Origin of the sequence: Variovorax rhizosphaerae (assembly GCF_037889975.1) — a bacterium.
GTDB classification, from domain to species: domain Bacteria; phylum Pseudomonadota; class Gammaproteobacteria; order Burkholderiales; family Burkholderiaceae_C; genus Variovorax; species Variovorax rhizosphaerae.
In genome coordinates, this window is the sequence record NZ_JBBKZT010000002.1 from 410,236 (window position 1) to 435,829 (window position 25,594).

The window sequence follows — 25,594 nt, forward strand, 5'->3', positions numbered from 1 at the left end:
CGCGGTTGAACGACATGCAACACACTGCACATCCCGCAACCGACGTCAACCCGCTACGGGTTGGCGGCGCTCTATCGGTCATCGACAGGTGGCTCGGCGTATTGGTCGAGGTCCCTGCCGCCTTGTTGGTGCTGGCCGAAGTGATCGTGCTCCTGACGGGCGTGGTCTTTCGATACCTCTTGCACCGGCCCGTGATCTGGTCGGATGAATTGGCCTCCATCCTCTTCCTGTGGCTGGCGATGCTCGGTGCAGTGGTGGCGTTCCGCCGCGGAGAGCACATGCGCATGACGGCGCTCGTGAGCGGGCTATCGCCATCGCGACGTGCCTTCTTCGAAGTGGTGGCCGTCGCCGCTGCGCTGGCCTTCCTGGTGATGATGCTTTGGCCTTCGTACGAGTATTTCGTCGATGAAGCCTTCATCACGACGCCCGCGTTGGAAATCCCCAACTCATGGCGCGCAGGCGCGCTTCCCGTGGGCATCGCGTTGATGATTGCGACCGCCTTGATTCGACTCGCGCAGGTCGGCAACGTCAAACTGGTGGCAACGGCGCTGGCGGGAATCGCCGCCATTTGCGCGGTGCTGTGGGGGCTGCAACCCGTTCTCAAGGGGCTTGGAAACCTGAACCTCGTCATCTTCTTCGTTGTCATCGTTGCAGGGACTGTCCTGGCCGGTGTGCCGATTGCCTTTTGCTTCGGGCTTGCGACCTTCGGCTATCTGGCGGTGGCGACCCCGATGCCACTGACGGTCGTTGTAAGCCGCATGGACGAAGGCATGTCGCACCTGATCCTGCTCGCTGTCCCGCTTTTCGTGTTCCTCGGATTGCTGATCGAGATGACCGGCATGGCGCGCGCGATGGTGCGCTTCCTGGCCAGTCTTCTCGGCCATGTGCGCGGCGGCCTCAGCTATGTTCTGGTCGGTGCGATGTATCTCGTTTCCGGCATCTCCGGATCGAAGGCGGCGGACATGGCGGCCATCGCGCCGGTCCTGTTTCCAGAGATGGAAAAGCGGGGCGCCAAGCGCGGCGATCTGGTCGCCCTCTTGTCGGCCACGGGCGCGCAGACCGAAACCGTGCCGCCAAGCATCGTCCTGATCACGATCGGATCCGTCACCGGTCTTTCGATTTCGGCATTGTTCATTGGCGGCCTGATGCCGGCCATTGTTCTTGGTGTCGGTCTCTGCATGGTGGTCTGGTGGCGCCATCGCGGGGAGAGCCTCGAGGGCATCAAGCGCGCCAGCTTCGCAGAGATCGGCAAGACTTTGGTCATCGCCCTGCCCGCCATCGCGTTGCCCTTCATCATTCGAGCCGCCGTCATCGAAGGCGTGGCAACCGCAACCGAAGTGTCGACCATCGGCATCGCCTATGCAGTCGTCATGGGCCTGCTTGTCTATCGGCAGTTCGACTGGCGGCGCCTGCGGCCAATGCTGGTGGACACGGCTTCATTGTCAGGGGCGATCCTGTTGATCATCGGAGCAGCGACTGCCATGGCATGGGCGCTGACCCAGTCCGGCTTCTCCAATGCACTGGCCGACTTCATGGGCTCGCTCCCTGGCGGCGCATGGACCTTCCTGGCCGTCTCGGTGCTCGCTTTCATCGTGCTCGGAAGTCTGCTTGAAGGCATCCCCGCGATCGTGCTGTTCGGCCCTTTGATGTTTCCGATTGCGCACAAGCTCGGTATCAACGACATCCACTACGCGATGGTGGTCGTGTTGTCGATGGGCCTGGGCCTGTTTGCGCCGCCCTTCGGCGTTGGGTACTACGCGGCCTGTGCCATCAGTCGCATTCACCCGGACGAAGGCATGAAGCCCATCATCGGCTACATGCTCGCCCTGTTCGTTGGTCTGATCGTCGTGACTGCGATCCCGTGGTTCTCCACGGGCTTCCTGAAGTAGGAGCCATGGGTGCGGCCGAATCTGTCGGAGGTGACTTCGACAGACGGCCACACTTTCAAACCGGGAACTTGGTGAAGTGTTCTTCAGTGTCGATGCCGGCACTCTTCAGGGCCTTGGACACGGTGCGGAACGAATCCAGCGCAGCTGGGAATCCGCAGTACACGGCCGAATGCATCAGCACACCACGTATCTCGGACACTGAACACCCATTGCGCAAAGCGCCGAGCGTGTGAACCTGCAGTTCGTTCGGGCGGTTGAGGGCTATCAGCATGGCCAGCGTGATCAGGCTGCGCGTCTTGAGCGGTAGATCGTCTCGCGTCCAGACGTCGCCCCAGGCAAAGCTGGTCACCATCGCCTGCATTGGCTGGAAAAACTGGTCGGGGTTGCTCAGCTCACGATCCACGTGGGGATCGCCCAGCACCGTCCGACGCATTGCTTCTCCACGATCGAAATCCGAGCTGTTCATGTGGACCTCCTGTTGCCTGGGCGGCACGCGAAACCCGATTGAGAAGACGGCGACCGACCGCGTCCCTTCACGCAGCACCAGCATATAGGAATGCACGTACCTCCGATATGGAATGAGATGCCTGCAAGCGATGCTTTGAATTGAAAGGGCGGCCGCGCCAAGGCCCGGGAGAGGCTGACGCAGCCCTCGCTCAGCGAGTGCATCCCCATGGATTCGAATTACCGGAATCTCGATCCGATAACGGTTGCGCTTCGACCGCGCAACGATGGCCAAGTCACCGACGGCCAAGACAAGGGTGTGAATCCGCAGCGCCCTACTTCGACGCACTCCCCGAACTCGCCAACTTGTCATGCGCTTGCTCGACCGTGAAGCTCGCCGCCTTCTGCCGCGGCGGAAACTCCTGGAAGGTCCGCCATGAACTCGCCGATGATCCCTGATGTAGCCCCAAACCTATGCTGCACGCGTCAGGATTCGTCGACTTCTCTCCAACGTCGCCAAGCGTCAAAGCCGCGGCACACCCCGCTGGCAACGACGCCCGTCACCGCGAGCATCGCGACCATGTGGACGCCCACGGCCGCGAACGCGAGCAGCAAGGCATCCGATGCACCGCCCTGCCCCGCCACGGGGCCACCCAGGCACAACGGCGCCAGGGCCGGGACCAGCATCAGGCCGGCGCCATGCGCGGTGGACATCATGAAAGACCAGAGCGCCAGCCCGGCATGCCCTGCCGGCTTGCGCGCCACGCGGGGTGCGTGCCCCGACAGGTGCACCGCAACGGCCACCACCATGAGCCCGCCAGCGACAACCTGCAGCACGGTGCGGTCCATCGACACGCCGAAGGCCACCGCCGCAGCGACGAGCGCGACCGATGCGGCGTGCCCGGCCGCGATCGGCAGCAAGGCCCGCAGCGCCTGCGCCCGATCGTGCGAACGCAAGGCCCAGGCGGCAGCCAGCATCCAGCCGCTGGCCGGGTTCAGCCCGTGAAAGGCGCCGAGCCCCGCGACCGCCAGCCAGGGCCAGAGGCTCGCCATGCTGTCCATGTCATTGCCCTCGACGCACGTCGCCGCCGCGTCTCACGCCTCAGCGTGGCAGCACGCCCCGCTGACCGGCGCAGGCTTCGCGACCGGCGCTGGCGCGTAGCGGTCGTGGTGGCGCACCCAATCCATGGGATACGCCGGGTTGTGCTCGTCACGGCCCTTGGGAGTGAGGTCCAGCATGGCGTAGGTGCCCATCATCACCTCGACGCCTCGGCCGTAGGTCGAGTAGGTATGAAACACGTCGCCCGCATCGTCCTTGCAGAACACGCTGACGCCGGGAAGTTCCTCGCTCATGAAGCCGCGCTTGCCAAAGTTGTAGTCGACCTCGCCTCGGTCTTTTTGCTCCGGCGTGAAGCTGACGCCGAAGTCGAAATTGAAGTCGCTGCCGTGCGCAGACACCCACTTGAAGCGCCAGCCCATGCGCTCCCGAAAGTGCTCGATCTCGACCAGCGGCGCGCGCGAGATGACGAGCATCGTCACGTCGCGGTGTTCGAGGTGGACCTGCATGCCGTCGATATGGTCGGCCATGTACGAGCAGCTCTGGCAGCCCTGCGCCCAGCCCGGGCCGAGCATGAAGTGCTGCACCAGCAACTGGCTGCGGCCTTCGAACAGGTCGGCAAGGCGGCACGGGCCGTCGAGCGTGTCGAAGACGTAGTCCTTGTCGATGCGCGTCCAGGGCAGCGCGCGGCGTGCGCGGGCGATGTCGTCGCGCAGGCGCGTCAGTTCCTTTTCGCGATCGAGCAATGCCAGGCGTTCAGCAAGCCATCGCTCGCGCGAGACGACGGGATGGTTCGTCGTGCTGGATTCGGCGGTGGCGGTGTTCATGGCGGTGTGCTCCTTGGCTCGATGAGAGGCTTGCGTTTGACAATGCGCGGCCCGGCCAGCCCATCGCTGGCCCGCGCGTGTCGTGATCGGAAGACCGGAAGGGTCGTCAGCCCGGCGTGCTTGCCTTGCCTGAAGCAGAGGTGGTGCGCGATGCGCGCGCAGGTCGGCGTACGACGCGCACCTTGCCGCTCGACCCACCGCCACAGTAGAAGAGGCCGGCCCCATCGGACTCGAGGCCGCTGACGGCGACACCCGGCGGCATCGCCACCCGCTCGATCACCGTGCCGCTGTCCGGGTCGATGCGGCGCAGTTCGCTCGCCTCCTCTTCCCAGGTGCCGTGCCACAACTCACCGTCGACCCAGGTCACGCCGGTGACGAAGCGATTGGTCTCGATGGTGCGGATCACCGTGCCGGTCTGCGGATCGATCTGGTGGATCTTGCGGTCGCGGTACTGGCCCACCCACAGGCTGCCTTCGGCCCAGGTAAGCCCGGAGTCGAAGCCATGGCCCGGCGCCGGGATGGTGGCCAGCACCTCGCCCGTGGCCGGGTCGATCTTGTCGATGCGCTGCTCGGCGATCTGGTAGAGGTGCTTGCCATCAAAGGCGGTACCGGCATCGCAGGCGCGATCGAGTGCGCGCGTGGTTTCCCCGCTCCGAGGGTCGAAAGCGATCAGGCGGGCGCCGGTGGCGGCCCAGATGCGCTCGCCGTCGCTGGTCACGCCGGCGATCTTTTCGGCGCCGGCGAAGGGGCCGTATTCGCGCACGATCTCCGCGGCTTGCGCGGCGGCTTCGGGCTTGGCCTTGCTGCGGGTGGGGGTGGTACTGACGGCCATCGCTGACTCCTTGTCGCGCCTGGAAGCGGCGCCATGGAGCGAACTCTATTCAATCGGCAGCGCCGTGGGGAGTAACAAGATCGTCGTGAATCCCGCGAGCGGCGGCGACAACCAGCGCCGCGCCCGCGCTTGGCCGATGGCGCGCACCCTGCCCTCCGCCTCCAGGTCGGCCAGCGCGCGCTGCACCGTGCGCTGGCTGGCCCCCAGCGCCAAGGCCAGCGCGGAGGTCGACCAGGCCGCGCCGTCGGACAGCAGTGCCACCAATGCGCCCTGTTCTCCATCGACGGGCGGCGCGAGCACCACGACATCGCGCGCGTCGTGCGGCTGCAGCACGAAGCCCCGCGCCGTGGCCTCGATCCGGGCCAGCGGCTTGAGCAGTGCGCGCAGGCGGCCGATCTCGACACGCAAGCGTGCCCGGTGCGTCTCATCAGGGTGGCGGGTGCGAAAGGCGTACGCGATCAAGGCCTCGCGGTCGGCATCGCCGGGCCAGGCCTCGGCCAGCGCGCGCGCCAGCGCGAACAACACCGGCCGGCGTGCCAGCGGCAACCACGCGTCGGCGGCGTGCACGCGGTGGCGCAGCGCGTCGACCACCAGCGCGTCGGAGTCGAGCAGTGCGGCCACTTCGTCGAGGCGCAGCGCCTGCTCGCTGCCATTGACACGCCGCCTTGCAGCCGTGCGACCCAGCGCGGCCTGCGCTTCCGCGACCTCGCCCCGCAGCGCCGGCACGCGAGCGCGCTCTGCCGCCTCGCACGCCCGTGCCAGCGCCGCCTGCGCCGGGCCGATCTGCAGCGAGCGCAGCGCCAGTTCCGCGGCGGCCAGTTCCGCCACTGCTGCCAATGAAGGCGGCAATCCATGCATGTCGATCCCCGCGAGTGCCAGCGTCGCCTCGTCGAGTCGGCCGATCAGCAGCAGGCGCCGCGCCGCGATCAACCGCGCCTGCCTTGCATTGGCATGATCGCCGCGCGCCTCCAGCGTGCTCGCCGCGGCGTCCAGCGCGCGCGGCGAACCGCCCAGGTCGCGCATGGCCAGCGCCACCTCGGCTTCAGCGACGACGCAGCGGGCGCGGGAGTGTTGCTCATGGGCGCCGAATCCGCGCGCGGCACGGCGCAGCAGTTCACGCGCCCGCGCAAGCTCGCCAAGCTGGGCCATGGCGATGCCTCGCAGCGCCAGCGCCGGCGGGTCGTCGCGCAAGGCCACGCGCTTGAGCGCGCCGAGCGCATCGCCCGCGGCGAGCGCGCGTGCGGCGGCGGCGATCAGGGAATCCATGGCGACAGGCTACCTTGCCGCTTGTTTTCATGCTCCCGGCGGCGACAAGGCCGCCCCGGTGCGTCAGCAGCAGCGATGAGTGGGCATGCGCAACTGCCAGCAGGACATCGCCACCCGCCTATGCGAAGTTGGGCAAGAACCAGACCAACCTGACCGCCACGTGGCCCAAACCTGCGCACCTTCACGCATTCCTCGCGTCAGCGGATTCCCACGCAGCACCCTGAGGGCAACCTGACGGCTCACAGAACTTCACGACACTTCGCTTCCCGCTTACACGCCGTTGACATGAGCGGGTCACCATGAAGGCACTTATCGCTCTTCTGGAGTTGTCATGAAAAAGCTTACTTTCGCAGTTGCCGCAGCGGCCCTCGTTTCGCTCGGCGCCGTTGGGACCGTTGCGCAAGCACAGCCCCACGTGAACGCGCAGATCTACCTCGGCGCCCCTCCCCCGGTTTATGTAAGCCCGCCGCAGCCTGTCTACGTGCGTCCGGCACCGGTCTACTACGGACCGCCCCCGCCGCCCCAGCATCGCTTCTACGACCATGATCGCGCCCGCCGCTGGGACGAGCGCCACGGACACGGCCATTACCGCCGCGACCGCGATGGCGATGGCGTGCCTAACCGCTACGACCGTCAGCCGAACAATCCGTACCGCTATTGAGTCCGTCGCCGCGGCATGCAAGGTGCCGCGGCGACAGTTCCCTCTTCGGGGCGAGGCGGGGCGAAGGCGGCAGGCCGGTTGAACAGTGCGGCCCACGTCGCTTGAATCGTCGGGCCGGAAGCGCTCAGCGTGCTGCCGCGTACGCAGGTGCGTCGCTCGACAGGCTCTGTTTCACTTGCCGCGTCAAGCCATCGGCAAGCACCTCGACCTGCCCGGCCTCCACGCCTTCCAGCGCCTGGCGGGCCACGTCTTCCGGCGAAGCCTTCGGCCCTGGAATGCCGGCCGTCATGTCGGTTTCCATGAACGCCACATGCAGGCTCGTGACCTGCGTGCCTTGTTCGCGCAATGCATCGCGCAAGCCATTGCTCAAGGACCACGCGGCCGACTTCGATGCGCTGTAGGTTGCGGCATTCGGCAGGCTGAGCCAGCTGAGCACGGACAGCACGTTGAGGATCGCACCGCCCCCATTGGCCTTGAGCGCCGGCGCGAACGCACGGGCCATGGACCACGGTCCAAAGAAGTTGGTTTCGAACTCCGCACGCGCCGCATCGAAGGCCGTCGCAGGCCCGAGCAGCGCACCACCCCGAGAGATCCCCGCGTTGTTGATCAACAGCGTCACATCGCCGCAAGCCGCAGCCGCCGCCTCGACCTGTGCAGCGTTCGTCACATCGAGCGCCACCGGCGTCACACCCGCCAGCGTCACGGTGGCCGGGTCGCGCGCCGCCCCATAGACCTTGCGTGCCCCGGCAGCCAGCGCGGCCTTCGCGAAGGCCAGTCCCAGGCCACGGTTGGCCCCAGTCACGAATACGACGGAATCCTTGAGCTTCATCGACATCTTTCAGTTGAGTAGGAAAAGAAATCAGGCGCGCTGCACGCGCTGCAACATGCCGGCCGTGGTGCGCGGCCAGCCCACGCGGCCGAACCAGGCACCACCCGCGATGGCCGCCGCAATGACCACGCCATACGCCACCATCGCCACGCCCTGCATCGCGAAAACCTGCATCAGGTTGCCACCCCAACGAAGGGCCAGCCAGCCGCCGATTGCAGCCACCGCCAGGCGCACCAGATTGCCCATCACCGGCCACAACAGCCGCCCCGCCCCTTGCGAGGCGAAGTACAGCACCAGCCCGACGCCAAAGAAGCCATACATCGGCCCGGCCGCTTGCAAATATTGCGTGCCCGTTTCCAGCATGCCGGGGTCGCTGCCGAACAGTTGCAGCCATGGGCGCGGGAACAGGGCAGCGGCCAGCCCGATGGTCTCGGTCAATGCAAACGCCAGCGCCGCGCCCGCCCATGCGGCCCGCATCGCCCGCTCCCGCTGCCCGGCGCCCATACAGGTGCCGACCATCGCCAGCAGTGGCGCACCCAGTCCGAACACCAAGGGCACCAGCAGGTATTCCAGCCGCGACGCCGTGCCGTAGCCCGCAATCGCGCTGGCGCCGAAGTGCCCCGCCAGCGCCGTCGCAATGCCGATCGCGAGATTGGTCGAAAGGGTCGACACCGACCCCAGCAGCCCCACGCGCAGGATGTCGCGGAACAGCGCCCAGCGCAGCGGTATGCCGGTGAGCTTCAGCTTCAACAGGCTGCGATTCGAGCGCAGGTACACCACCAGCGCGATCGTGCCGAGCAGGTAGTACAGCAGCAGCGCCACCGCGCCACCCGCGATGCCCATGCCCGGGATCGGGCCCCAGCCGAAGATCAGCAATGGCGACGCCGGCACCAGGAACACCACGCCCGCCACCATCACGTTGGCCGGCACCGCCATGTTGCCCGTGCCCCGGATCACCGCCGCCAGCGAGTTGAACAGCCACACCAGGATCGCGCCGACGAACACCCAGTTCGAATAGACCAGCGCCGCCTCCAGCGCTTCACCCGAGCCCCCCATCAGCGTGTAGAGCCAGCGCCCGCCCAGCAACAGCGCCAGCGAGAAGACCACGCCAAAGCCCAGCGCGATGACGATGGCATGCAGCACCAGGCCATCCGCATCGGCCCGCCGCCCGCCACCGAGCGCACGCGCGATCGCCGACGCGATGCCGCCGCCCATCGCACCGGCCGAGGTCATCTGCATCAGCATCACGATCGGGAACACCAGCGCCATGCCCGCCAGCGCATCGAGCCCCAGCTTGCCGACGAAGTAGGTCTCGATGAGCCCGGTCGCCGCCTGCGCGACCATCACCAGGATGTTGGGCGCGGCCAGCTTCAGCAGCGTGGGCACGATCGGCGCTTCCAGCAGCATCCGCGTGCGCGGGTCCAGCGCTTTTTCTTGTGCGCTCATGCGGCCACCTTGGCGGTGCGTGCCGGCAGCAGTGCTTCACGAATCGGCAGGTTCACCAGCGCGGCGCCGACGGCCAGCATGATGTCGATGTACCAGACCCAGTCATAGCTCCCCGTCGCCTGGAAGATGTAGCCGCCCAGGAACGCGCCGAGGAAGCCGCCGACCTGGTGCGCCAGCATCACGATGCCGAACAGCATCGCCATGTTGGCCGGCCCGAACATCTTGGCGACCAGCCCCGCCGTCGGCGGCACGGTCGACAGGAAGGTGACGCCCATCACGGCGGCGAACACCAGCATCACGCCCGTCGTCTTCGGCGCGAACAGGAAGATGAGCACCGCCAACCCACGCGTCGCATACAGCAGCGACAGCAGCGACTTCATGCGCCAGCGCCCCACCGCCCAGCCCATCGCCAGGCTGCCGACGATGTTGAAAAGCCCGATCATCCCAAGCGACCAGCCACCCACCTCCGCCGGCAGTCCACACGCCGCGATCACACTCGGCAAGTGCGTTGCCAGGAAGGCCACGTGAAAGCCGCAGACCAGGAAGCCGAGCGCGAGGTAGCGATAGCTCGGCGTGGCCAGCGCCTGGCTGACCGCCTCACGCGCAGTCAGCGCCTTCTGGCCCGAAGCCGCCGCAGCCTGCGCCGCCAGCGCCTTCGAATTGCCCTTGAGCAGGAAGGCCGCGGGCAGCGCCAGCAACACCAGCACGCCCAGCCATTGCATCGCGCCGGCCCAGCCGACCGCCGCCGTGAGCCCGATCGCAATCGGCGCCATCGCGAACTGGCCGAAAGAGCCGCCCGCGTTGACTATTCCGGTGGCCAGGCCGCGCTTCTCGGGCGGCACGAGGCGCGTCGTCGCCCCCATCAGCACGGACGGTCCCGCCATCCCCGCGCCACCCGCCGCCAGCACGCCGATCGCCAGGATCAAGCCTGCTGTGCTCGTCATCAGCGGCGTGATCACCGTACCGATGGCGACCAGCACCACACCGATGAAGATCACCCGCCCCGTGCCGATCCGGTCGGCCACCGCGCCAGCGAAAGGCTGCGTCAGGCCCCACCAGAGCTGGCCGAACGCGAAGGCCAGGCTGATGCTGCCGACACCCAGCGCCGTCGACGTGTTGAGCGCCGACAGGAACAGCCCCATCGTCTGCCGCACGCCCATCGTGAGCGCAAAGGCGCCGGCCGCGCCCAGCAGCACCAGCCAGAGGGTGCGGTAAGCCGGCTTCGTGGCCTGCGCCGCGGAGGCCGTGAGGGATTCATTCATCGTTCTCTCCTTGTTCGTCGGACAGGCCCGCGCGCTGCAGCACCTCCAGGCTTTCATCGAGCAGCGCGTGCAGTGCCAGCACGCGCTCCACACCCAGCAGTTCGTTCAGGCCTTCCTGCGCCTCGCGCCAATGCCGTTGGGCGTCGGCGCGCTTGGCGCGGCCGGACTCGGTGATGGCGATCAGACGGCTGCGCGCATCGACGCCTTCACCCTGCGTCACCCATCCCGCCACCACCAGCGGCTTGAGGTTGCGCGTCAGCGTGGACGCCTCGATGTTCATTGCGCGAGCCAGGTCCACCGGGCGCAGCGGGCCGAGATGCAGCACATGCGAGAGCAGCGAGTACTGCGTCGTCTTGAGCCCGCTCGCCGCCACGTGCGCGTCGTAGTGGCGCGACACCAGGCGGCTGAGGCGTCGCAGTCGCAAATTTGTGCAACCTTGGGGTTTGGCGATTGTGTTCATGGGCTGAATTGTAGCTACAATCATTGCATATGCAACCGTAAAGGAAAGACCATGTCGCAAAGCAACCTTCTCGAACAGTGGCTCGCCGAAGAGCGCGAAATCATTGCCCGCCTCGATGGCGGCCCCGGCCCTGGCCTGGCACGCCCGGACCAGATCGAGGGCAAGACCGGCCTCGAAGTCATGCAGATGATGCTGGCCGGCGCGATTCCCTATGCCGCCATCGCCAAGACGCTGGACTTCACCATCATCGAGGCCCGCCCCGGCGTCGCGATCTTCCAGGGCACGCCCCTGCCGCAGCACCTGAATCCGCTGGGCACCATCCACGGCGGCTGGGTCGCTACGATGCTGGATTCGGCGCTGGGCTGCTCGGTCCACACCATGATGCCGCCCGGCCGCGGCTACACCACCGCAGAACTCGGCGTGAACTACGTCAAGGGCCTCACGCCAAGGATCGAACGCGTGCGCGCCGAAGGCAAGGTCATCCATTGCGGCAAGCAGCTCGCCACCGCGGAGGCGCGCCTGTTCGGGCCCGATGGCACGCTGTACGCGCATGCCACGACCACCTGCCTGGTGTTCGAACTGCCCAAGCGCTGAAAAAGAGCCCAGGCCGCGCAGGTTCTTGCGTAGGGCCGGAGGAAACGCAGTTAATAATGATTCGCATCAGCGTCGAGCGCTGCCTGATGCCCTCATAACAACCGCCCTCCGGAGGAACCGATGACCCGTTCGCCAAGCACTTCGTGTGCGCTGACCTGCCTTGCCCTTGCTTCGGCCGCCTGTTTCGCCATCCCCGCCAGCGCCGCCGAGGAACTCACGCTCTACACCACGCGCGAGGCCGGCCTGATCCAGCCGCTGATCTCCGCCTTCACGGCGCAGACGAAGATCAACGTCAACACGGTGTTCGTGAAGGACGGCCTGCTCGAACGCGTCAAGGCCGAGGGCGCCCGCTCGCCGGCCGACGTGCTGATGACGGTGGACATCGGCAACCTGCTTGACCTGGTCGACGGCGGCGTCACGCAGCCGGTGAAATCCGCCGCGCTCGACGCGGCCGTGCCAGCCAACCTGCGCGGCACCGACGGCCAGTGGTACGCCCTCTCCCTGCGCGCGCGCGTGCTCTATGCCGACAAGGCCATGAAGCTCACCAGCTTCCGTTACGAAGACCTGGCCAACCCGAAGTACAAGGGCAAGGTCTGCATCCGCGCCGGCCAGCACCCGTACAACACGGCGCTCGTCGCCGCGATGATCGCGCACGACGGCGAGCCCGAGGCCGAGCAATGGCTGCGCGGCGTCAAAGCCAACCTCGCGCGCAAGGCCACCGGCGGCGACCGCGACGTGGCGCGCGACATCCTCGGCGGCATCTGCGACATCGGTCTGGCGAACTCCTACTACGTCGGCCAGATGAAAAGCGCCAAGGAAGGCAGCGACAACCGCAAGTGGGGCGACGCCATCAAGGTGATCCGCCCGACCTTCTCCAACCCGAAGAGCGGCGGCACGCACGTCAACATCAGCGGCGCGGCCGTCGCGAAGAGCGCGCCGAACAAGGCCAACGCGGTCAAGCTGCTGGAGTTCCTGGTCTCCGAGCCGGCGCAGGTGCTCTATGCACAGACCAACTACGAATACCCGGTGCGCAAGGGCGTCGCGCTCGACCCGATCATCGCCGGCAGCATCGGTCAACTGACGGTCGATCCGCTGCCCTTGACCGAGGTCGCCAAGTACCGCAAGCAGGCCAGCGCGCTGGTCGACAAGGTCGGCTTCGACCAGTGACCGCGCTGCGCGCGTGGCTCGCGCCGCGCGGCCTGCAACCCGTGGGGCCGGCCTGGCGCGCGGCCTCCTTGCTGATCGCGCTGGGGGTGCTCGCGCCCATCGCGTCGCTGCTGTGGCTGGCGCTGAACGGCAAGGCCGCGCATTGGGCGCACTTGGCGCTGTACGTGCTGCCGAACGCCGTGGTCGACACCGCCTTGCTGCTGGCCGGCGTGGGCTTGCTGGTGCTGCTGATCGGCACCGGCTGCGCCTGGCTGGTGTCGGCCTGCGACTTTCCGGGCCGCGGTGTGTTGCACTGGGCCCTGCTGCTGCCGCTGGCGATGCCGACCTACATCGTCGCCTTCGCCTACCTCGACCTGCTGCACCCGATCGGCCCGGTGCAGGGCGCGATCCGCTGGCTGCTCGGCTACGACAGCCCGCGTGAGTTCCGGCTCCCCGACCTGCGCTCCTTGCCGGGCGCGGTCTTCGTGCTCGGCTTCGTGCTCTACCCCTACGTCTACATGACGGCACGCGCGATGTTCATGACGCAGCCGGCCCACCTGCTCGAAGCCGCACGCACGCTCGGCGCGACCCGCAGCGAGGCCTTCTTCCGCGTCGCGCTGCCGCTGGCGCGGCCGGCGCTGGCGGTGGGGCTGAGCCTCGCGTTGCTGGAGACCATCAACGACATCGGCGCCTCGGAGTTCCTCGGCGTGAACACGCTCACCGTGGCCGTCTACACCACCTGGATCACGCGCTCCGACCTGGCCGGCGCGGCGCAGATCGCCTGCACGATGCTGCTGGCGGTGGTGCTGCTGGTGATGCTGGAGCGGCACGGCCGCCGGCACCAGCGCTTTTCGTCGGGCCAGCGCATGCGTGCGATGCAGCCGCGCCGCCTGCAGGGGGCGGCGGCCTGGGCCGCGACGGTGGTGGCTTCGACGCCGATCGCCATCGGCTTTGCGGCACCGGCGCTTTATCTGGTGTGGGAGAGCGTCAAGCGATTCCGGCTCGGCCATGGCTTGTCGCCGGCCCTGGTCGGCAGCCTCGGGAACACGCTGATGCTGGCAGCCGGTGTCACCGCCGCCGCGGTCGCTTGCGGACTGGTGGTCGCATGGAGTGCGCGGGCGCTGCGTGCCGGCAGCGGGCCGCGTGCCGGCGCCGGCGCGGCGCGCATCGCCACCCTCGGCTACGCGGTGCCGGGCACGGTGCTGGCCATCGGGCTGCTCACACCCGCGCTCGCGCTGGACAACGCGCTGGCCGACCTGCTGGGCCTGCGCAACCTGCCCTTGATGACCGCCGGCATCGTGCTCGTTGCCGCCTGCGCGACGCGCTTCCTGGCGATGCCGGTCGGCGCCATCGAGGCCGGCCTCAGCCGCATCCCGCCCGCGCTCGAACAGGCCTCGCGCCTGCTGGGCGAGACGGCCACCGGCACGCTGTGTCGGGTGCACCTGCCGCTGCTCGCACCGGCGCTGGCGACCAGCGCGCTGCTGGTCTTCGTCGACGCGATGAAGGAATTGCCGGCCACGCTCCTGCTGCGTCCGGCCAACTTCGACACGCTGGCCACCCTGCTCTATGCCGAAGCCGCACGCGGCACCTACGAGGAAGGCGCCGTGGCCGCACTCGCCATCGTCCTGGCCGGACTGCTGCCGGTCGCGTGGCTGGCGCGCACGCAGTTGCAACACCAACCCATGGGACAGGCCGCCGCATGACCGCGCCGCTGCACATCGAAGGCCTGCGCCTCGCGTACGAAGGCGCGCACGGCCTGCACACCGTCGTCGACGGCTTCTCGCTGTCGCTCGCGCAGGGGCAGATCGGCTGCCTGCTCGGCCCCTCGGGCTGCGGCAAGACCACCGTGCTGCGCGCCATTGCCGGCTTCGAGCCGACGCGTGCCGGCAGCATCCGCCTGGGCGACACGCTGCTCTCCTCGGCCACGACGCACCTGCCGCCCGAGCGCCGGCGCGTGGGCATGATGTTCCAGGAGTACGCGCTGTTCCCGCACCTCTCGGCCCACGACAACGTGGCCTTCGGCCTGCGCCACATGGCGCGGGCGGAGCGCGAGTCGCGCATCGCCGGGATGCTGTCGCTGGTGGGCCTGGCCGATGCCGCGCGACGCTATCCGCATGAGTTGTCCGGCGGACAGCAGCAACGCGTGGCGCTGGCCCGTGCGCTGGCGCCGTCGCCGGACCTGCTGCTGCTCGACGAGCCGTTTTCCAACCTCGACGGCGCCACCCGCGAGCGACTGGTCGCGGAGGTCCGCACCATCCTGCGCGAGGCCGGCCAGACCGCCATGCTCGTCACGCACAACGAGGCCGAAGCCCACGCGCTGGCCGATCACATGGGCACAATGCATTCCGGCAAGCTCGCGCACTGGACCGCCACTCGCCCTCCTGGCGAATAGCACGCCGGTCTCTTTCCAGAAACACCGTGGAACCGGCTTCGCCGGGCCACTGGTGTTGCCCCCGGTGAGGGGGTGGGAGTCGTGACACACAGTAGCGCAGCGACCTGGGGGAGAGCGACAGTCCTTACCGTGGAACCGGCTTTGCAGGGCCACTGGTGTTGCCCCCGGCGAGGGGGTGGGAGTCGCGACACGCAGTGACGCAGCGACCTGGGGGAGAGTCACATTCCCGTGGCGCGGCGCCTTGGGGGAGCGCAATAATCCCTTTCATGAGACTCCTCCACACGATGCTGCGCGTTGGCAACCTCCAGCGCTCGATTGACTTCTACACGCAGGTGCTCGGCATGCAATTGCTGCGGACTTCAGAAAACCCCGAATACAAGTACAGCCTGGCCTTCGTCGGCTACGAAGGCAACCCGGCGCAAGCCGAGATCGAGCTGACCTACAACTGGGGCACCGAGAGCTACGACCTCGGCACGGCCTACGGCCACATCGCCCTTGGCGTGCCCGATGCCTACGCCGCCTGCGAAAAGATCAAGGCCAACGGCGGCAACGTCACGCGCGAAGCCGGGCCGGTCAAGGGCGGCTCCACCGTCATCGCCTTCGTGACGGACCCGGATGGGTACAAGATCGAACTCATCCAGCGCGCAGAACACGCCGCCGGCGGCGGGCTGCGCTGACACTTGCGCCATGACACGCCACGTCGCACTGCTGCGTGGCGTGAACGTGAACGGCATCACCATCCGCAGCGTCGACCTGAAGAAGCTGTTCGTCGAACTTGGCTTTGCCAACGTGCGCACGGTGCTCGCCAGCGGCAATGTGCTGTTCGACGCCACGGGCAGTGCCGCAACACTCAAGAAGCGCATCGAAGCCGCCTTGCGCGAGCGCTTCGCCTATGACGCCTGGATCGTGCTGCAGACCCAGGCGCAACTCGCAGATGTCGCGGCAGCCTGGCCCTTCGAACGCATCGACGACGAGCGCCATCCCTACGTCGTCTTCAGCTCGGACGCCAAGGTGCTCAACGCATTGATCCACCAGTCCGCACCCATCGACCCCGCCGTCGAGCGCCTGCAAGCCGGCAAGGGCGTGCTGTACTGGCAATGCCCGCGAGGCAGCAGCACCGACACCCCTGTCGCAAGGCTGCTGGCCAAGCCGGTCTACAAGACCAGCATCACCACGCGGAACCTGCGAACGGTGGAAAAACTCACCACCGACTGATTCCGCGCACGCACTGCCCCCCGCGCTACCAGCTGTACTTCACGCCGGCCTGCGCCTTGCTCGCCGTGTAGTTGCGCGCGCCGAACTCGCCGCCCACGCTGCCCCAGACGCTCACGCTCTTCGTCAAGTTGCCTTGCAGGCCGATCTTGAATTCGAAGCGATCCTTGGGCATGCGATCGACCACGCGATCCGAGTCGAACATCATCGATTTGTCTGCAGCGGTCCCATGCCACCAGTTCACCTCCGCAAACGGACGCATCAGCTTGTTGCCTGCGTCGTCGTCCGTGTTGCCATGCACGCGCAGGCCGACGCGCGTGGTCGGACCACTGGCATTCAGTCGCGACACCACCGTGCTCGTCGACTCGATGTGGTCGCTGGCGCGCAGGTCCTGAAGGATCAGTTGCGCCTGCGGCTCGAAGTACATCTGGCTCTTTCCGTCGTCGAACACCTTGAACGAGTAACCGGCTTCCAGCGACGCCGTGATGCTGCGCGAGTTGTACGACTCCTGCGGCAGGCCGAGGCCCTTCACCTTGTTCTTGTAGGAGCCGCCCAGGATCCACGCGTCCACATACGGGCCGGACAGGATGTCGCGGTTGCCGTACCAGGTGGCGTACAGGCCCACGTTGTAGCCATGCACGGTGCCTTCGGCCGAGGTGCCGTCGGCATTGTTCGAACGGCTTTCAGTCCGGCCGTACATGCCCATCGCGCCGATACGGATGCTGCCGTCACCCCAGTCGCTGTAGCGGGCCAGGTCGGCGCCACCGTGCAGCAGGTAGGTGCGGCCGGCGAGCGTGGACTGCGGGCTCGCACCGTCGCGGCTGGCGTACCTGTCCACCACGCGCAGCCAGCCGTTGCTGTCGCTCGACGCCTTGAGATCCTTGCCTTCCAGTCCTGGCGCCTGTCCTTGCCGCTCGTGCAGGGTGTGCACGGACATCTGCATCGCGGCCTGGCGATTGGCCAGATAGGCGCCGACCTCCGGGCGATACACAGGAAGCTGCACCGATACCCCCCCGCCGCCATCGACCGGCGGCCGGAAGGCCACGAGGCTCGAGGTGTTGACGAGGTACCAATCCTGCACCTGCCCACCGTCGCCACCGCGCACAAGGCGATAGTTGAAGGCCCCGGAAGCAAGAGCGCCACTGCCTATGCGGTAACCGTCCGAGCGGGGGTCCAACCCGAACGCGCCGGCAGAGGTCGTGCCGCCATTGCGCGTTTCCACCACGCGAATGCCTTGCTGCGTCTGCGCGCCGGCGGTGCCCGCGGACTTCACCACCAGGCCCGTGGACCCGGTCGCGCTGCCGCCGTCGATCACCAGCTTGTCGGTGGGCGACGCGTCGCCGCCCATCACCGTGCGGATCACCAGGCTTCCGCCGTTGCCGACGTAGCCGCCCTGCACCACCAGGTTGTTGCCAGGCACGCTGCCGAAGGGGCCGGCCAGGTTGACGACACCGCTGTTGCCCAGGCCGTTGGCCAGCGTGAACACGCTGTTGCCCGGATTCGGCATCGCGCCCAGCGCGTTGAAGGCCGCCACCGTGCCGTAGTTGCTCACATGGCCGTTCACCGTGCCCGTGCCCGACAGCACGCCGGCCGGGGCCACCGTGACCTCTCCTGCGCCGACGCCGCCGAAGCTGCCGAGCGCGATCAGCGTGCCGCCGTTGATGTCGGTGCGACCGGTGTGCTGCATGTTGTCATTCACCGTCACGGCGCCCGGGCCGTTCTTGACCACGCTACCTGGGCCGCCGACCGTGTTGACGAAGGTGCCTTGCGCACCGTCGAAGGTCAAGGTGCCGGCGTTCGCGATGGCGCCACTGCCCAGGCCATCCACCTGCTTGATCGAAGCCCCTGCGCCCTGGGCGATGAACGTCGCCGCCGTCATCGATGCGTTCGAACTCGAAACGGCCAGCGTGCCGCCGTTGATGTCGAGCTGGCCCGCGCCGGCCATGCTGCCATCGACCCGGCCGCCGTTGGCGATGTCGAGGGTGCCGCGCCCGAAGTCCAGCTTCGAGCCCCCATCCGTCTGCAACTGGCCGATGGCCTGCGTGTGGCCAGCGAGTTGGGCCTGCGTCGAATTCCTGAGGTTGAGCGAACTGGTGTTGCCCAAGGCGTTGTCGGCCGCGAGTTGGAGCGTGCCCCCGACGACGCTGGTCTGGCCGCTGTAGTCGTTGGCCGTGTTCGACAAGGACACCAGCCCGGAGCCGGCGTCGATCGCGAGGTTGCCGCTGCCCGTGATGCGGGCCGACTGATCGGCCGCATCACCCGCGGCGCCGATGCGTTGCTGCAGGGTCAGCGTCCGGCCTTGCAGCAGGTCGAGCAGCGTCAGGCCGTAGTTGACGTACAGGCCGTCGTCTTTCCGGACAGCCAGCCGGTAGTCGTAATCGCCCTTCGCGACGACCTGGCCACCCTGGGCAATGTCGAGCGTGCGCTTGTCGGAGATCAACTGCCCGCCCTGGTCGCGCAGCACGAGGTTGCCGCCGGTGCCCACGGTGGTGGCCGCGTTGACGAGCTTCATGCCGATGTTCGCGTCGTCCTGCTCCATCAGCGAGGCCCGGGTGTCGACGGTCGGCCTCTCGGCGTTGTAGGGCGCGGGCACATTGACCCGCACCGTGCCCGCACCGCTCGCATCCAGCGTGCCGGCGGTGATCGAGCTGACCGCAACCTTGTAATCCGGCGCCGTGCCGTTGAACAGCGCGGTACCGCCGTTGAACCTGAGCCCGCCGATCTTCTGCTCGCCATCGCCCACCGTAGTGATGCTCTGCGCGCCCAGTTCCAGCATGGCGTTCTGCAGGGCCGCGGTGTTGGCGCCGCCCAGCGCGAAGCTGCTGTTGCCGAGCCTGACCGTGCCCGCAAAGGCATTTCCGACATTGCCAGTGAAATCGAAGGCCTGGCCCGCGGTGTCGGTCACGACCGTGCCGGTGCCTGCCAGCTTGTTGTTCAACGCGAAGGCGCCGCCGGTCGCGGTGGCGAGCGTGCTGCTCTTGTCGATGCTGAGGATGCCGGTATCGGCCTGGTTGTCGTCGAGCTTGAGGGCCGTCTTCAGCGTGACGACCGAACCGTTGGTCAGGTTGGCATTCTCGAAGTTGCGGATGGGGCTCGTCGCACTGTCGTAACTCATCTGCACGTTGTCGAGCACCAGCGCGTCGCGCGCAGCGCCCACGCCGCCATCCAGCAAGCCCGTCACCTGGACCGCGTTGCCGCGCAGGGTCACCGTGTCCTGACCCGTGCCGCCCACGACATTTCCGGTGATCGAGCTGTTCGTCAGCAAAGCGGTGTTGGTGCCGTTGCCCATCACGACGTTACCGGTGATGTTGCCGCCCGCGCTGTTCTCGAAGGCATGGCCGCTGTCGTCCAGGACCACCGCGTTGGAACCGGCCACGCCTTGCAGCGTGCCGTGGTTGACGAGCGACGTGGGCGCGCCCTGGACCAGCACCGCGCCCGGATTCGTAGCCGTGAGCTTGGCCTCCTGGTCAATCGTCACCGTGCCGGCCGACTTGACCAGCACGCCCTGGCCCGTGCCGCCGACATTGATCGACTTGCTCGTCACCGTCAGGTCACCGGTCGTGTTCGCGTAGACACCCGAGCCATTGCCCGTCACGCTGATGTCGAACGCGTTGCCCACCACCAGGTCGCCGTCCGTCGCGGTGCCGTCGGCGCGCGTCAGCGCCAAGCCCTTGCCGGCCGTGTTGCTGCTCACGAGGATCGTGCCGTGCGAGGCCGCATCGAGATTGTTCTCGGTCAGCAGCGCCGCGCCGCTGCCCTTCATTTCGAGGAAGGTGCCGTCCAGCAGCGTGTTGCCCGGCTTGCCCTGGTTGGTGACCAGATTGCCGAAGCCGCCACCCAGGCCGATGATCGAAGCGTCCTTCGTCAGCACGACGCGCCCGGCGTCCGTACCGATCAGCACGCCCGAAGCGCCCTTGTCGACCGTGATGGTGTCCGAGGTGGTCAGCGTGCCGCCGTCATGCACCCAGATGCCAGCCTTGCCGTCGTGCACGGTGATGGTGCCGGCCTTGCCGTCCATCGGCGTCACGCGCGAGCCCACGCCCGTGATCTCGATGGCCGTGCCATGCGCCAGGTCGATGTCGCCGGCATTGCTCAGTTCCGCGCCATTCTTCACCTGGAACACGGTCACGTTGAGCGCGCTGTCGTCCACCGTGATGTCGGCAGTGTTCGTGAACCTGGAAGCCCCCTGCCCGACGACCTTGCCGCCCAGGTCGTACTTGTTGTTGTCCACCGATACCGCGATCGTGTCGTCGCGGAACGAGAGGACCTTCGCCGCACCGGTCATCGTCCCCGTCGCCCCGCCCTCCACCTTGACTGCCGTGGCGCCCTTGCCCGAGACCGTCAGGTCCATGTTGTCCAGGTTCGCGGTCGAGCCCACGCCCGTCACGAGGATCGCCGTCGACCCCTCGCCCGAGGCCTCCAGCGGCGCGGAGGTCGCGTTGTTGATGGTGGCGCCGTCCTCGATGCGGAACAGCGTCGAGTTCTTCGTCGACACGTCCAGCGCGCCCCCCGCCGGCGCGTTGTTGATGTTCACCACGGAGCCCACGCCATGGGCGAAGAAGCCGACCTGGCGCTCACCGCCGTTGAACGTGACGTTGCCGCCGTTCACGTCGATCGTGCCGCCCGCCCGCGCATGCACGCCGATCGCGTTGTCGCCGCTCAGGTTCACCGCGCCGCCGAGGGTGACCGCGCTGCCGGTGCCTTCGGCCCACACGCCGTAGTTGGGCAAGCTCGGGTTGCTGGAGGTGCCGAGGTTGATCGTGCCGCTGCTCCTTGCCTTGCCACCGCCCGTGACCTTGAGGCCGACGCCGTTGGTGCCGAGCAGGTTGATCGTGCCCGCGTTGTCGATGATCGAGCTGCCTGTGGGGCCTTGGACCCAGATCCCGCGGTTCTCCAGCGGCGCGCCGGCACGCGCGCCCTTCACGTCGATCGTTCCGTTGTTCGCCACGCTGGCCGACGTCACGCCTTGCACCAGGATGCCGGTCGCGTCCTGCATGCCGCTGCCGATGCCGATGTAGCCATCGTTGACGAACTGGCTGCTGTCCTGGATGACCACCGCTTGCCCACCGGCCCGCACCGAGGTGTCGGCGCCGCCCGCGGCCATGCTGCCGGCCAGGCTTCCTGATTCGATCTCACCGGCCGCCTCGCGGCCCAGGTACAGCACGCCGGTCGCCGTGTTCACGACCTTGCTCCCCTTGGTCGCCATCACACCCAGCACCGGGCTGGCCAGTTCCGAGTTGTTGGCGCCGATGTTCATCGCGCCTTCGTTGATGAAGCTGCCCTGGTTGGTCACATCGATGCGCGAGAAACCGGTGAGCGCCCGCGTGTCCGAGTTGACCGCGCCGACGTTGAAGATGCCCTTGTTGGTCAGCACCGAGCCCGCCCCATCGACTGAACTGTTGCCCCCGATGTAGACCACGCCCGGCGCCGAAGCATTGGCGGCGGTCGACGCGTAGCCCACCGTCACCACGCCGTTGTTGACGCCCTGCGAACCGCTCTGGACGACAAAGGCCCGCGCCGTCCCCGCCAGCTCGGCGATGCGGCCGTCATTGATCACGGTGGCACCCCCCTCCCCGCGCAACGCGTCGCCATCGGCCAGTTGCAGGGTGGTGCCGCCGGGATTGGCGACGCGCGCCGTGGCGTTGGGCCCCACGGCCTGGAGGACGGCGCGATTGCCGGCGTTGATGTAGAGCGGATCGTTCGGCGGCAGTGGCGCATCGCTGCCCGTCGGCATGATGTGAACCGTGACCGGCGATGTGCCATAGGCCAGCTTCACGCTCGCGTCGTAGTTCGCGTAGTTGATGCGGCCAGCTCGGATTTCCTGGACCAGCCAGGCGTTGTACTGGGTCAGCGAGGCCAGGTCCGTCACCGTGTGAGAGGTGGTGGTGCCTCTGGCATCCTTGACGTTGAACGTGCCGCTGTAGGCCACGGCATCGAAGACCTGGTCGCGTGCGGCAGTCTGCGTCGGGGCCGCCGTGATCTGGTAAGCATCGCCGAACCGCACGTAATTGCCCGATTGCCAGCGGGCCTCCGTCTTGCTGCCGGTCGTGCCGTCGACATGGACCAGGGCGGTCTGCTTGGCGGCGTTCAGGTCAAGACGGCTGGTGCCCAGATCGATATTGAGCGTCCCGTTCTGGACGGTCGCGAGGCGCAAGTCGACATAAGCCTGGGCATTCTTCGGGAAAATCTGCACCGCATTGACGAAGTAGGCATTTGCAAAGGCCGTTCCGATAGGCCCTTGCGTAAATGACGCGGCGCTGTAAACCGGCAGGGACTGCATATTGCCGGTAATCGGGTCCGGCAGCGTGATTGTCGAATTCTTGGCACCCACCACCAATTGCATCTTGCCCGTCACGTCCGGGGCGGTGGCATAACCCTGCGAAATCGCATCGGCCCATGGGATGTAGTAGCCGGCCGGAATTGTCTGGAAATTGGCGGGGCCGGAAAGGCTGTTCGTGCCGTTGGTGGTGAAAACGGTCTGGCCTGCCTTGTTGCTGTTCCTGGCACTGTTCCAGTCTTCGGCGATGGTCACGTCGAGCGCCATCGCCGGCCCACTGGTCAGCGCTGCGGCGCCCAGCAAAAGTTGCGGTAACCTGCTGCGAGTGGCGGACTTGCTGCGCCCCTTGGCCGTTTCCTGCACCGCAACGTAGCCGCCCAGCGATTCGTTCCAGACCACACGATGATTCTTATTCATTGACAATTCTCGGGAATAGTTAATAGTTCAATAGTCGCCCCACTCGAAGTAAATCATGAACAACTAAAGGCCTACAACCCGGGAGTGCAATTTACCCATTTCGCGAATTGTCAATTTTAATTAGACAATTGTTATTTTTTGGTTCGCGCAATTCGACGACGCGTCCTCCCTGGACGCGGACAGCCCTTTTCCCGCCTTTCGCGCCGGTCAATGCATCCTTCGATTGAATTGGAAATATTTCTTCATGCTCAAGGTCCAATTGTTTTGTCAATTGGCCAATGGCATCGGTAAGCCCGCGGGATGGTGCGGTTTTAGGCAAACGCGCGGCGAACTTGTTCGTCACGGGGTGGGCCAAGTGGGCGACGGCAGGCGACAAGCCAGACCGGCCACTTGTGCCGTGATCAAGATGCCAGGCAACGAAGCGCTACGGGGGCGCGAACGCGGCGCCCCTGACCCAGGGTTCAGCGCTGTTCGCCGCAGCCCAGCAGATCCGCCAGCGCATTGATATCGTGTGCGTGCAGGGTGTTGCTCTCGCGCGACGAAACATCCTTTGGCCGCTTCGCACCGAACTCCAGAGGCCGCTCGATGTACCCGGTTTGCAAGCCGCAGCTGCGCGCGGCCTCCAGATCGTCGTGGTGCGCGGCGGCCAGCATCACTTCACCGGGGCTCAGGTCGAACACACCCGCCACGCCCAGGTAGGTGCGCGGGTCCGGCTTGTAGGCCTTGAATACCTCTGCCGACAGCACGCAATCCCAGGGCAGGCCGGCGCGCTTGGCCATCTCGGTGAGCAGGCCGATGTTGCCGTTCGACAAGGTGCAGATCGTGAACTTGCGCTTGAGCCGCGTCAGCCCCTCGACCGCGTCGGGCCATGCCGGCAAGCGATGCCAGGCGCGGTTGAGGTCGCGCTTCTGGACCTTGTCGAGACGGTCAATCTTGAACTCGCGCAGCACATCTTCAAGGATCGCCAGGTGCAATTCGTCGATGAGCGTAAAGCCGCCCTCGCCCGCCGCGAGCCGCTCCATCACGCCGCGCATCGCCGGCTGGTAGCCCGCGCGCCAAGCCATGGCGAAGGCATCGGCATCGACCTCGGGCAGCACCTGCGCCACTTCGGCGGAGATGCCGCCGTGCCAGTCGACGACCGTGCCGAAAATGTCGAAGGCGATGACCTTGAGCGCGTCGCTGCTGGGTTTCTGCGATTCTTGGTTCATCGTTTCCCTTGATCTTTCCCCGATTTCCGTTTGACGCCCGCTGCGGGGCTGATGAAGGGGATGATAGTTTTCCCCTCCGGTGTACGCAGCGTGTACCGTACACCGATTGGGCACAGCTACGGGCTGGAAGTCGGAGGCAGCGCGGGACGGAGGGAGCATGGTAGGCGCTTGAGAGGAAGTGTCCGGAGGCGGTCCGGCGCGGCGGTCCAGCCGACTGTGCAGGGCCGTAGTCGTACCAGCCGGCTCGTCGCCCTCGTCGCACTAGACCATCCACGCGGCGACAATGCGTCAAGCAACACCGAGGGAAACGCGATGGAAGAAGCAAACTCGCCGCCGGTCTCGCCGGCCGTTCAGACGGTCTCGCCGGAGCTTCAAACGGTCTACGTGCTTACGAATCCGGCCATGCCGGACATCGTGAAGATTGGGATGACGAAGGCGTCGGATGTGGCCCAACGCATTGCAGAACTGGGCAAGAGTACATCCGTCCCCCTTCCCTTTGACTGCGTCTTTGCCTGCAATGTTCCGGATGCAAGAAAGGTGGAGCAGGCGCTGCACCGTGCGTTCGCACCGGACCGCATCAATCCATCGCGCGAGTTTTTCAAAACGAAACCGGATCAAGTCATAGCCATACTGAAGTTGCTGCATCAGGGCGAGGAAGTTACAGCGCAGGTGGAGGAGCAGGCCGAAGCGCAGACCGATCCCGAGTCTCTAGCATCAGCCGCCAGCCACAAACGAAAGATGCGCCCCAAGATCAACTACCTTGAAATCGGCCTTCAGGTGGGCGACACCATCACGTTCAAGGACGGGGTCGCGACAGCAACGATTGCCGGGCCGCACACGGTGAACTACCAAGGCGAGGAATCCTCGTTGCAGCGCGTCTCGCTAAAGCTCATGCCGGAAATCGTTGGCCGGGGAGTGGCGTCGAAGTTGTATTGGACGTTCAATGGAAAATCCTTGGAGGACATGCACGAAGAATTTCACGGCGACGAGGAGTGAAAAGGATGACCCCAGAACAGCAGGATGCGTGGTGGAAGCGGCGAACTGGCAAGGAGGCGGAAACGGTTGAGCGTGGCGGCACGTTCTATGTGCCCGATAACACGGATGGTCCCTAGAACGGACCGCCACCGAGCCGCCGTCGGTACTCCTCGCCAGTTTGGAAGGTGCTGTTCGCCCTCGCGATGGGTCTGCTGTTCATAGTGGTGCGCGCAGTGGCAGAGCACGATCGGTATGGCCGCTCATGCTCCGATCACGCAGGCGTTGATTTAGCCAGCCCAAAGGAAGGCGACTCACCCAGCAAACAGAGGCAAACTGGATTCTCTTACGCCGTCTGCGAAACCTTTGCGACCTCTGCGTTCGGCTGTCCGTAGCCGGCCAT

At 66.7% G+C, this 25,594-nt stretch carries 21 protein-coding genes; 9 read left to right on the plus strand and 12 right to left on the minus strand.

All coding sequences use genetic code 11. The annotated features are described in order from the left end of the window. The first annotated feature begins 14 nt into the window (after positions 1-14). Positions 15-1,889 carry a TRAP transporter large permease gene (locus tag WKW82_RS05795; protein ID WP_340341296.1) on the plus strand — a complete coding sequence of 625 codons (1,875 nt, stop codon included), beginning with the start codon at positions 15-17 and terminating at the stop codon, positions 1,887-1,889. 55 nt (positions 1,890-1,944) lie between these two features. Here the strand turns inward: WKW82_RS05795 and WKW82_RS05800 are convergent, their stop codons facing one another. The 5 genes from WKW82_RS05800 to WKW82_RS05820 form a co-directional block, all read right to left on the minus strand. Beyond that, on the minus strand, positions 1,945-2,355 hold the full coding sequence (locus WKW82_RS05800; protein ID WP_340341297.1) for a carboxymuconolactone decarboxylase family protein: 411 nt from the start codon (positions 2,353-2,355) through the stop codon (positions 1,945-1,947). 464 nt (positions 2,356-2,819) lie between these two features. After that, on the minus strand, positions 2,820-3,386 hold the full coding sequence (locus tag WKW82_RS05805; RefSeq protein ID WP_340341471.1) for a hypothetical protein: 567 nt from the start codon (positions 3,384-3,386) through the stop codon (positions 2,820-2,822). A 42-nt stretch (positions 3,387-3,428) separates the two neighbouring features. Next, on the minus strand, positions 3,429-4,217 hold the full coding sequence (locus WKW82_RS05810) for a DUF899 domain-containing protein (RefSeq protein WP_340341298.1): 789 nt from the start codon (positions 4,215-4,217) through the stop codon (positions 3,429-3,431). 106 nt (positions 4,218-4,323) lie between these two features. Continuing rightward, on the minus strand, positions 4,324-5,049 hold the full coding sequence (locus WKW82_RS05815) for a Vgb family protein (protein ID WP_340341299.1): 726 nt from the start codon (positions 5,047-5,049) through the stop codon (positions 4,324-4,326). 45 nt (positions 5,050-5,094) lie between these two features. Further along, on the minus strand, positions 5,095-6,315 hold the full coding sequence (locus WKW82_RS05820) for a helix-turn-helix domain-containing protein (protein WP_340341300.1): 1,221 nt from the start codon (positions 6,313-6,315) through the stop codon (positions 5,095-5,097). Between the two features lie 331 nt (positions 6,316-6,646). Between WKW82_RS05820 and WKW82_RS05825 the strand changes: the two genes are divergently transcribed. Beyond that, positions 6,647-6,976, plus strand: coding sequence for a hypothetical protein (locus WKW82_RS05825; protein ID WP_340341301.1), 330 nt, complete (start codon positions 6,647-6,649; stop codon positions 6,974-6,976). 124 nt (positions 6,977-7,100) lie between these two features. Here the strand turns inward: WKW82_RS05825 and WKW82_RS05830 are convergent, their stop codons facing one another. Genes WKW82_RS05830 through WKW82_RS05845 form a run of 4 tightly spaced genes read right to left on the minus strand, consistent with a single transcriptional unit; the run spans position 7,101 to position 10,973 of the window. Next, the gene (locus WKW82_RS05830; RefSeq protein WP_340341302.1) at positions 7,101-7,805 is read right to left on the minus strand and encodes an SDR family oxidoreductase; all 705 of its coding nucleotides are present in this window, start codon (positions 7,803-7,805) and stop codon (positions 7,101-7,103) included. 30 nt (positions 7,806-7,835) lie between these two features. Beyond that, on the minus strand, positions 7,836-9,251 hold the full coding sequence (locus tag WKW82_RS05835; protein ID WP_340341303.1) for an MATE family efflux transporter: 1,416 nt from the start codon (positions 9,249-9,251) through the stop codon (positions 7,836-7,838). Further along, positions 9,248-10,513, minus strand: coding sequence for an MFS transporter (locus WKW82_RS05840; RefSeq protein WP_340341304.1), 1,266 nt, complete (start codon positions 10,511-10,513; stop codon positions 9,248-9,250). The genes WKW82_RS05835 and WKW82_RS05840 overlap by 4 nt, the downstream gene beginning before the upstream one ends. Next, on the minus strand, positions 10,506-10,973 hold the full coding sequence (locus tag WKW82_RS05845; protein ID WP_340341305.1) for a MarR family winged helix-turn-helix transcriptional regulator: 468 nt from the start codon (positions 10,971-10,973) through the stop codon (positions 10,506-10,508). The genes WKW82_RS05840 and WKW82_RS05845 overlap by 8 nt, the downstream gene beginning before the upstream one ends. A 51-nt stretch (positions 10,974-11,024) precedes the next feature. On the opposite strand from WKW82_RS05845, the gene WKW82_RS05850 reads away from it, so the two are divergent. The 6 genes from WKW82_RS05850 (at position 11,025) to WKW82_RS05875 (ending at position 16,320) form a co-directional block, all read left to right on the plus strand. Then, positions 11,025-11,567: a PaaI family thioesterase gene (locus WKW82_RS05850; RefSeq protein ID WP_340341306.1), complete on the plus strand. Its 543-nt coding sequence runs from the start codon at positions 11,025-11,027 to the stop codon at positions 11,565-11,567. Positions 11,568-11,687: 120 nt separating this feature from the next. Then, a complete protein-coding gene (locus WKW82_RS05855; RefSeq protein WP_340341307.1) occupies positions 11,688-12,734 on the plus strand; it encodes a Fe(3+) ABC transporter substrate-binding protein in 1,047 nt (348 codons plus the stop codon). After that, on the plus strand, positions 12,731-14,416 hold the full coding sequence (locus tag WKW82_RS05860; RefSeq protein ID WP_422823422.1) for an ABC transporter permease: 1,686 nt from the start codon (positions 12,731-12,733) through the stop codon (positions 14,414-14,416). The genes WKW82_RS05855 and WKW82_RS05860 overlap by 4 nt, the downstream gene beginning before the upstream one ends. Next, on the plus strand, positions 14,413-15,105 hold the full coding sequence (locus WKW82_RS05865; RefSeq protein ID WP_340341308.1) for an ABC transporter ATP-binding protein: 693 nt from the start codon (positions 14,413-14,415) through the stop codon (positions 15,103-15,105). The genes WKW82_RS05860 and WKW82_RS05865 overlap by 4 nt, the downstream gene beginning before the upstream one ends. Before the next feature lie 266 nt (positions 15,106-15,371). Further along, a complete protein-coding gene (gene gloA / locus WKW82_RS05870) occupies positions 15,372-15,782 on the plus strand; it encodes a lactoylglutathione lyase (protein ID WP_340341309.1) in 411 nt (136 codons plus the stop codon). 10 nt (positions 15,783-15,792) lie between these two features. After that, entirely contained in the window at positions 15,793-16,320 is a 528-nt protein-coding gene (locus tag WKW82_RS05875; protein WP_340341310.1) for a DUF1697 domain-containing protein, read from the plus strand. Positions 16,321-16,345: 25 nt separating this feature from the next. Here the strand turns inward: WKW82_RS05875 and WKW82_RS05880 are convergent, their stop codons facing one another. From WKW82_RS05880 to WKW82_RS05890, 3 genes are all read right to left on the minus strand, one after another. Further along, the gene (locus WKW82_RS05880; protein WP_340341311.1) at positions 16,346-23,011 is read right to left on the minus strand and encodes an autotransporter outer membrane beta-barrel domain-containing protein; all 6,666 of its coding nucleotides are present in this window, start codon (positions 23,009-23,011) and stop codon (positions 16,346-16,348) included. Between the two features lie 91 nt (positions 23,012-23,102). Further along, a complete protein-coding gene (locus tag WKW82_RS05885) occupies positions 23,103-23,354 on the minus strand; it encodes a hypothetical protein (RefSeq protein ID WP_340341312.1) in 252 nt (83 codons plus the stop codon). 118 nt (positions 23,355-23,472) lie between these two features. After that, the gene (locus WKW82_RS05890; protein WP_340341313.1) at positions 23,473-24,219 is read right to left on the minus strand and encodes a haloacid dehalogenase type II; all 747 of its coding nucleotides are present in this window, start codon (positions 24,217-24,219) and stop codon (positions 23,473-23,475) included. Between the two features lie 312 nt (positions 24,220-24,531). On the opposite strand from WKW82_RS05890, the gene WKW82_RS05895 reads away from it, so the two are divergent. Further along, positions 24,532-25,215: a GIY-YIG nuclease family protein gene (locus WKW82_RS05895; RefSeq protein WP_340341314.1), complete on the plus strand. Its 684-nt coding sequence runs from the start codon at positions 24,532-24,534 to the stop codon at positions 25,213-25,215. Positions 25,216-25,594 lie beyond the last annotated feature (379 nt).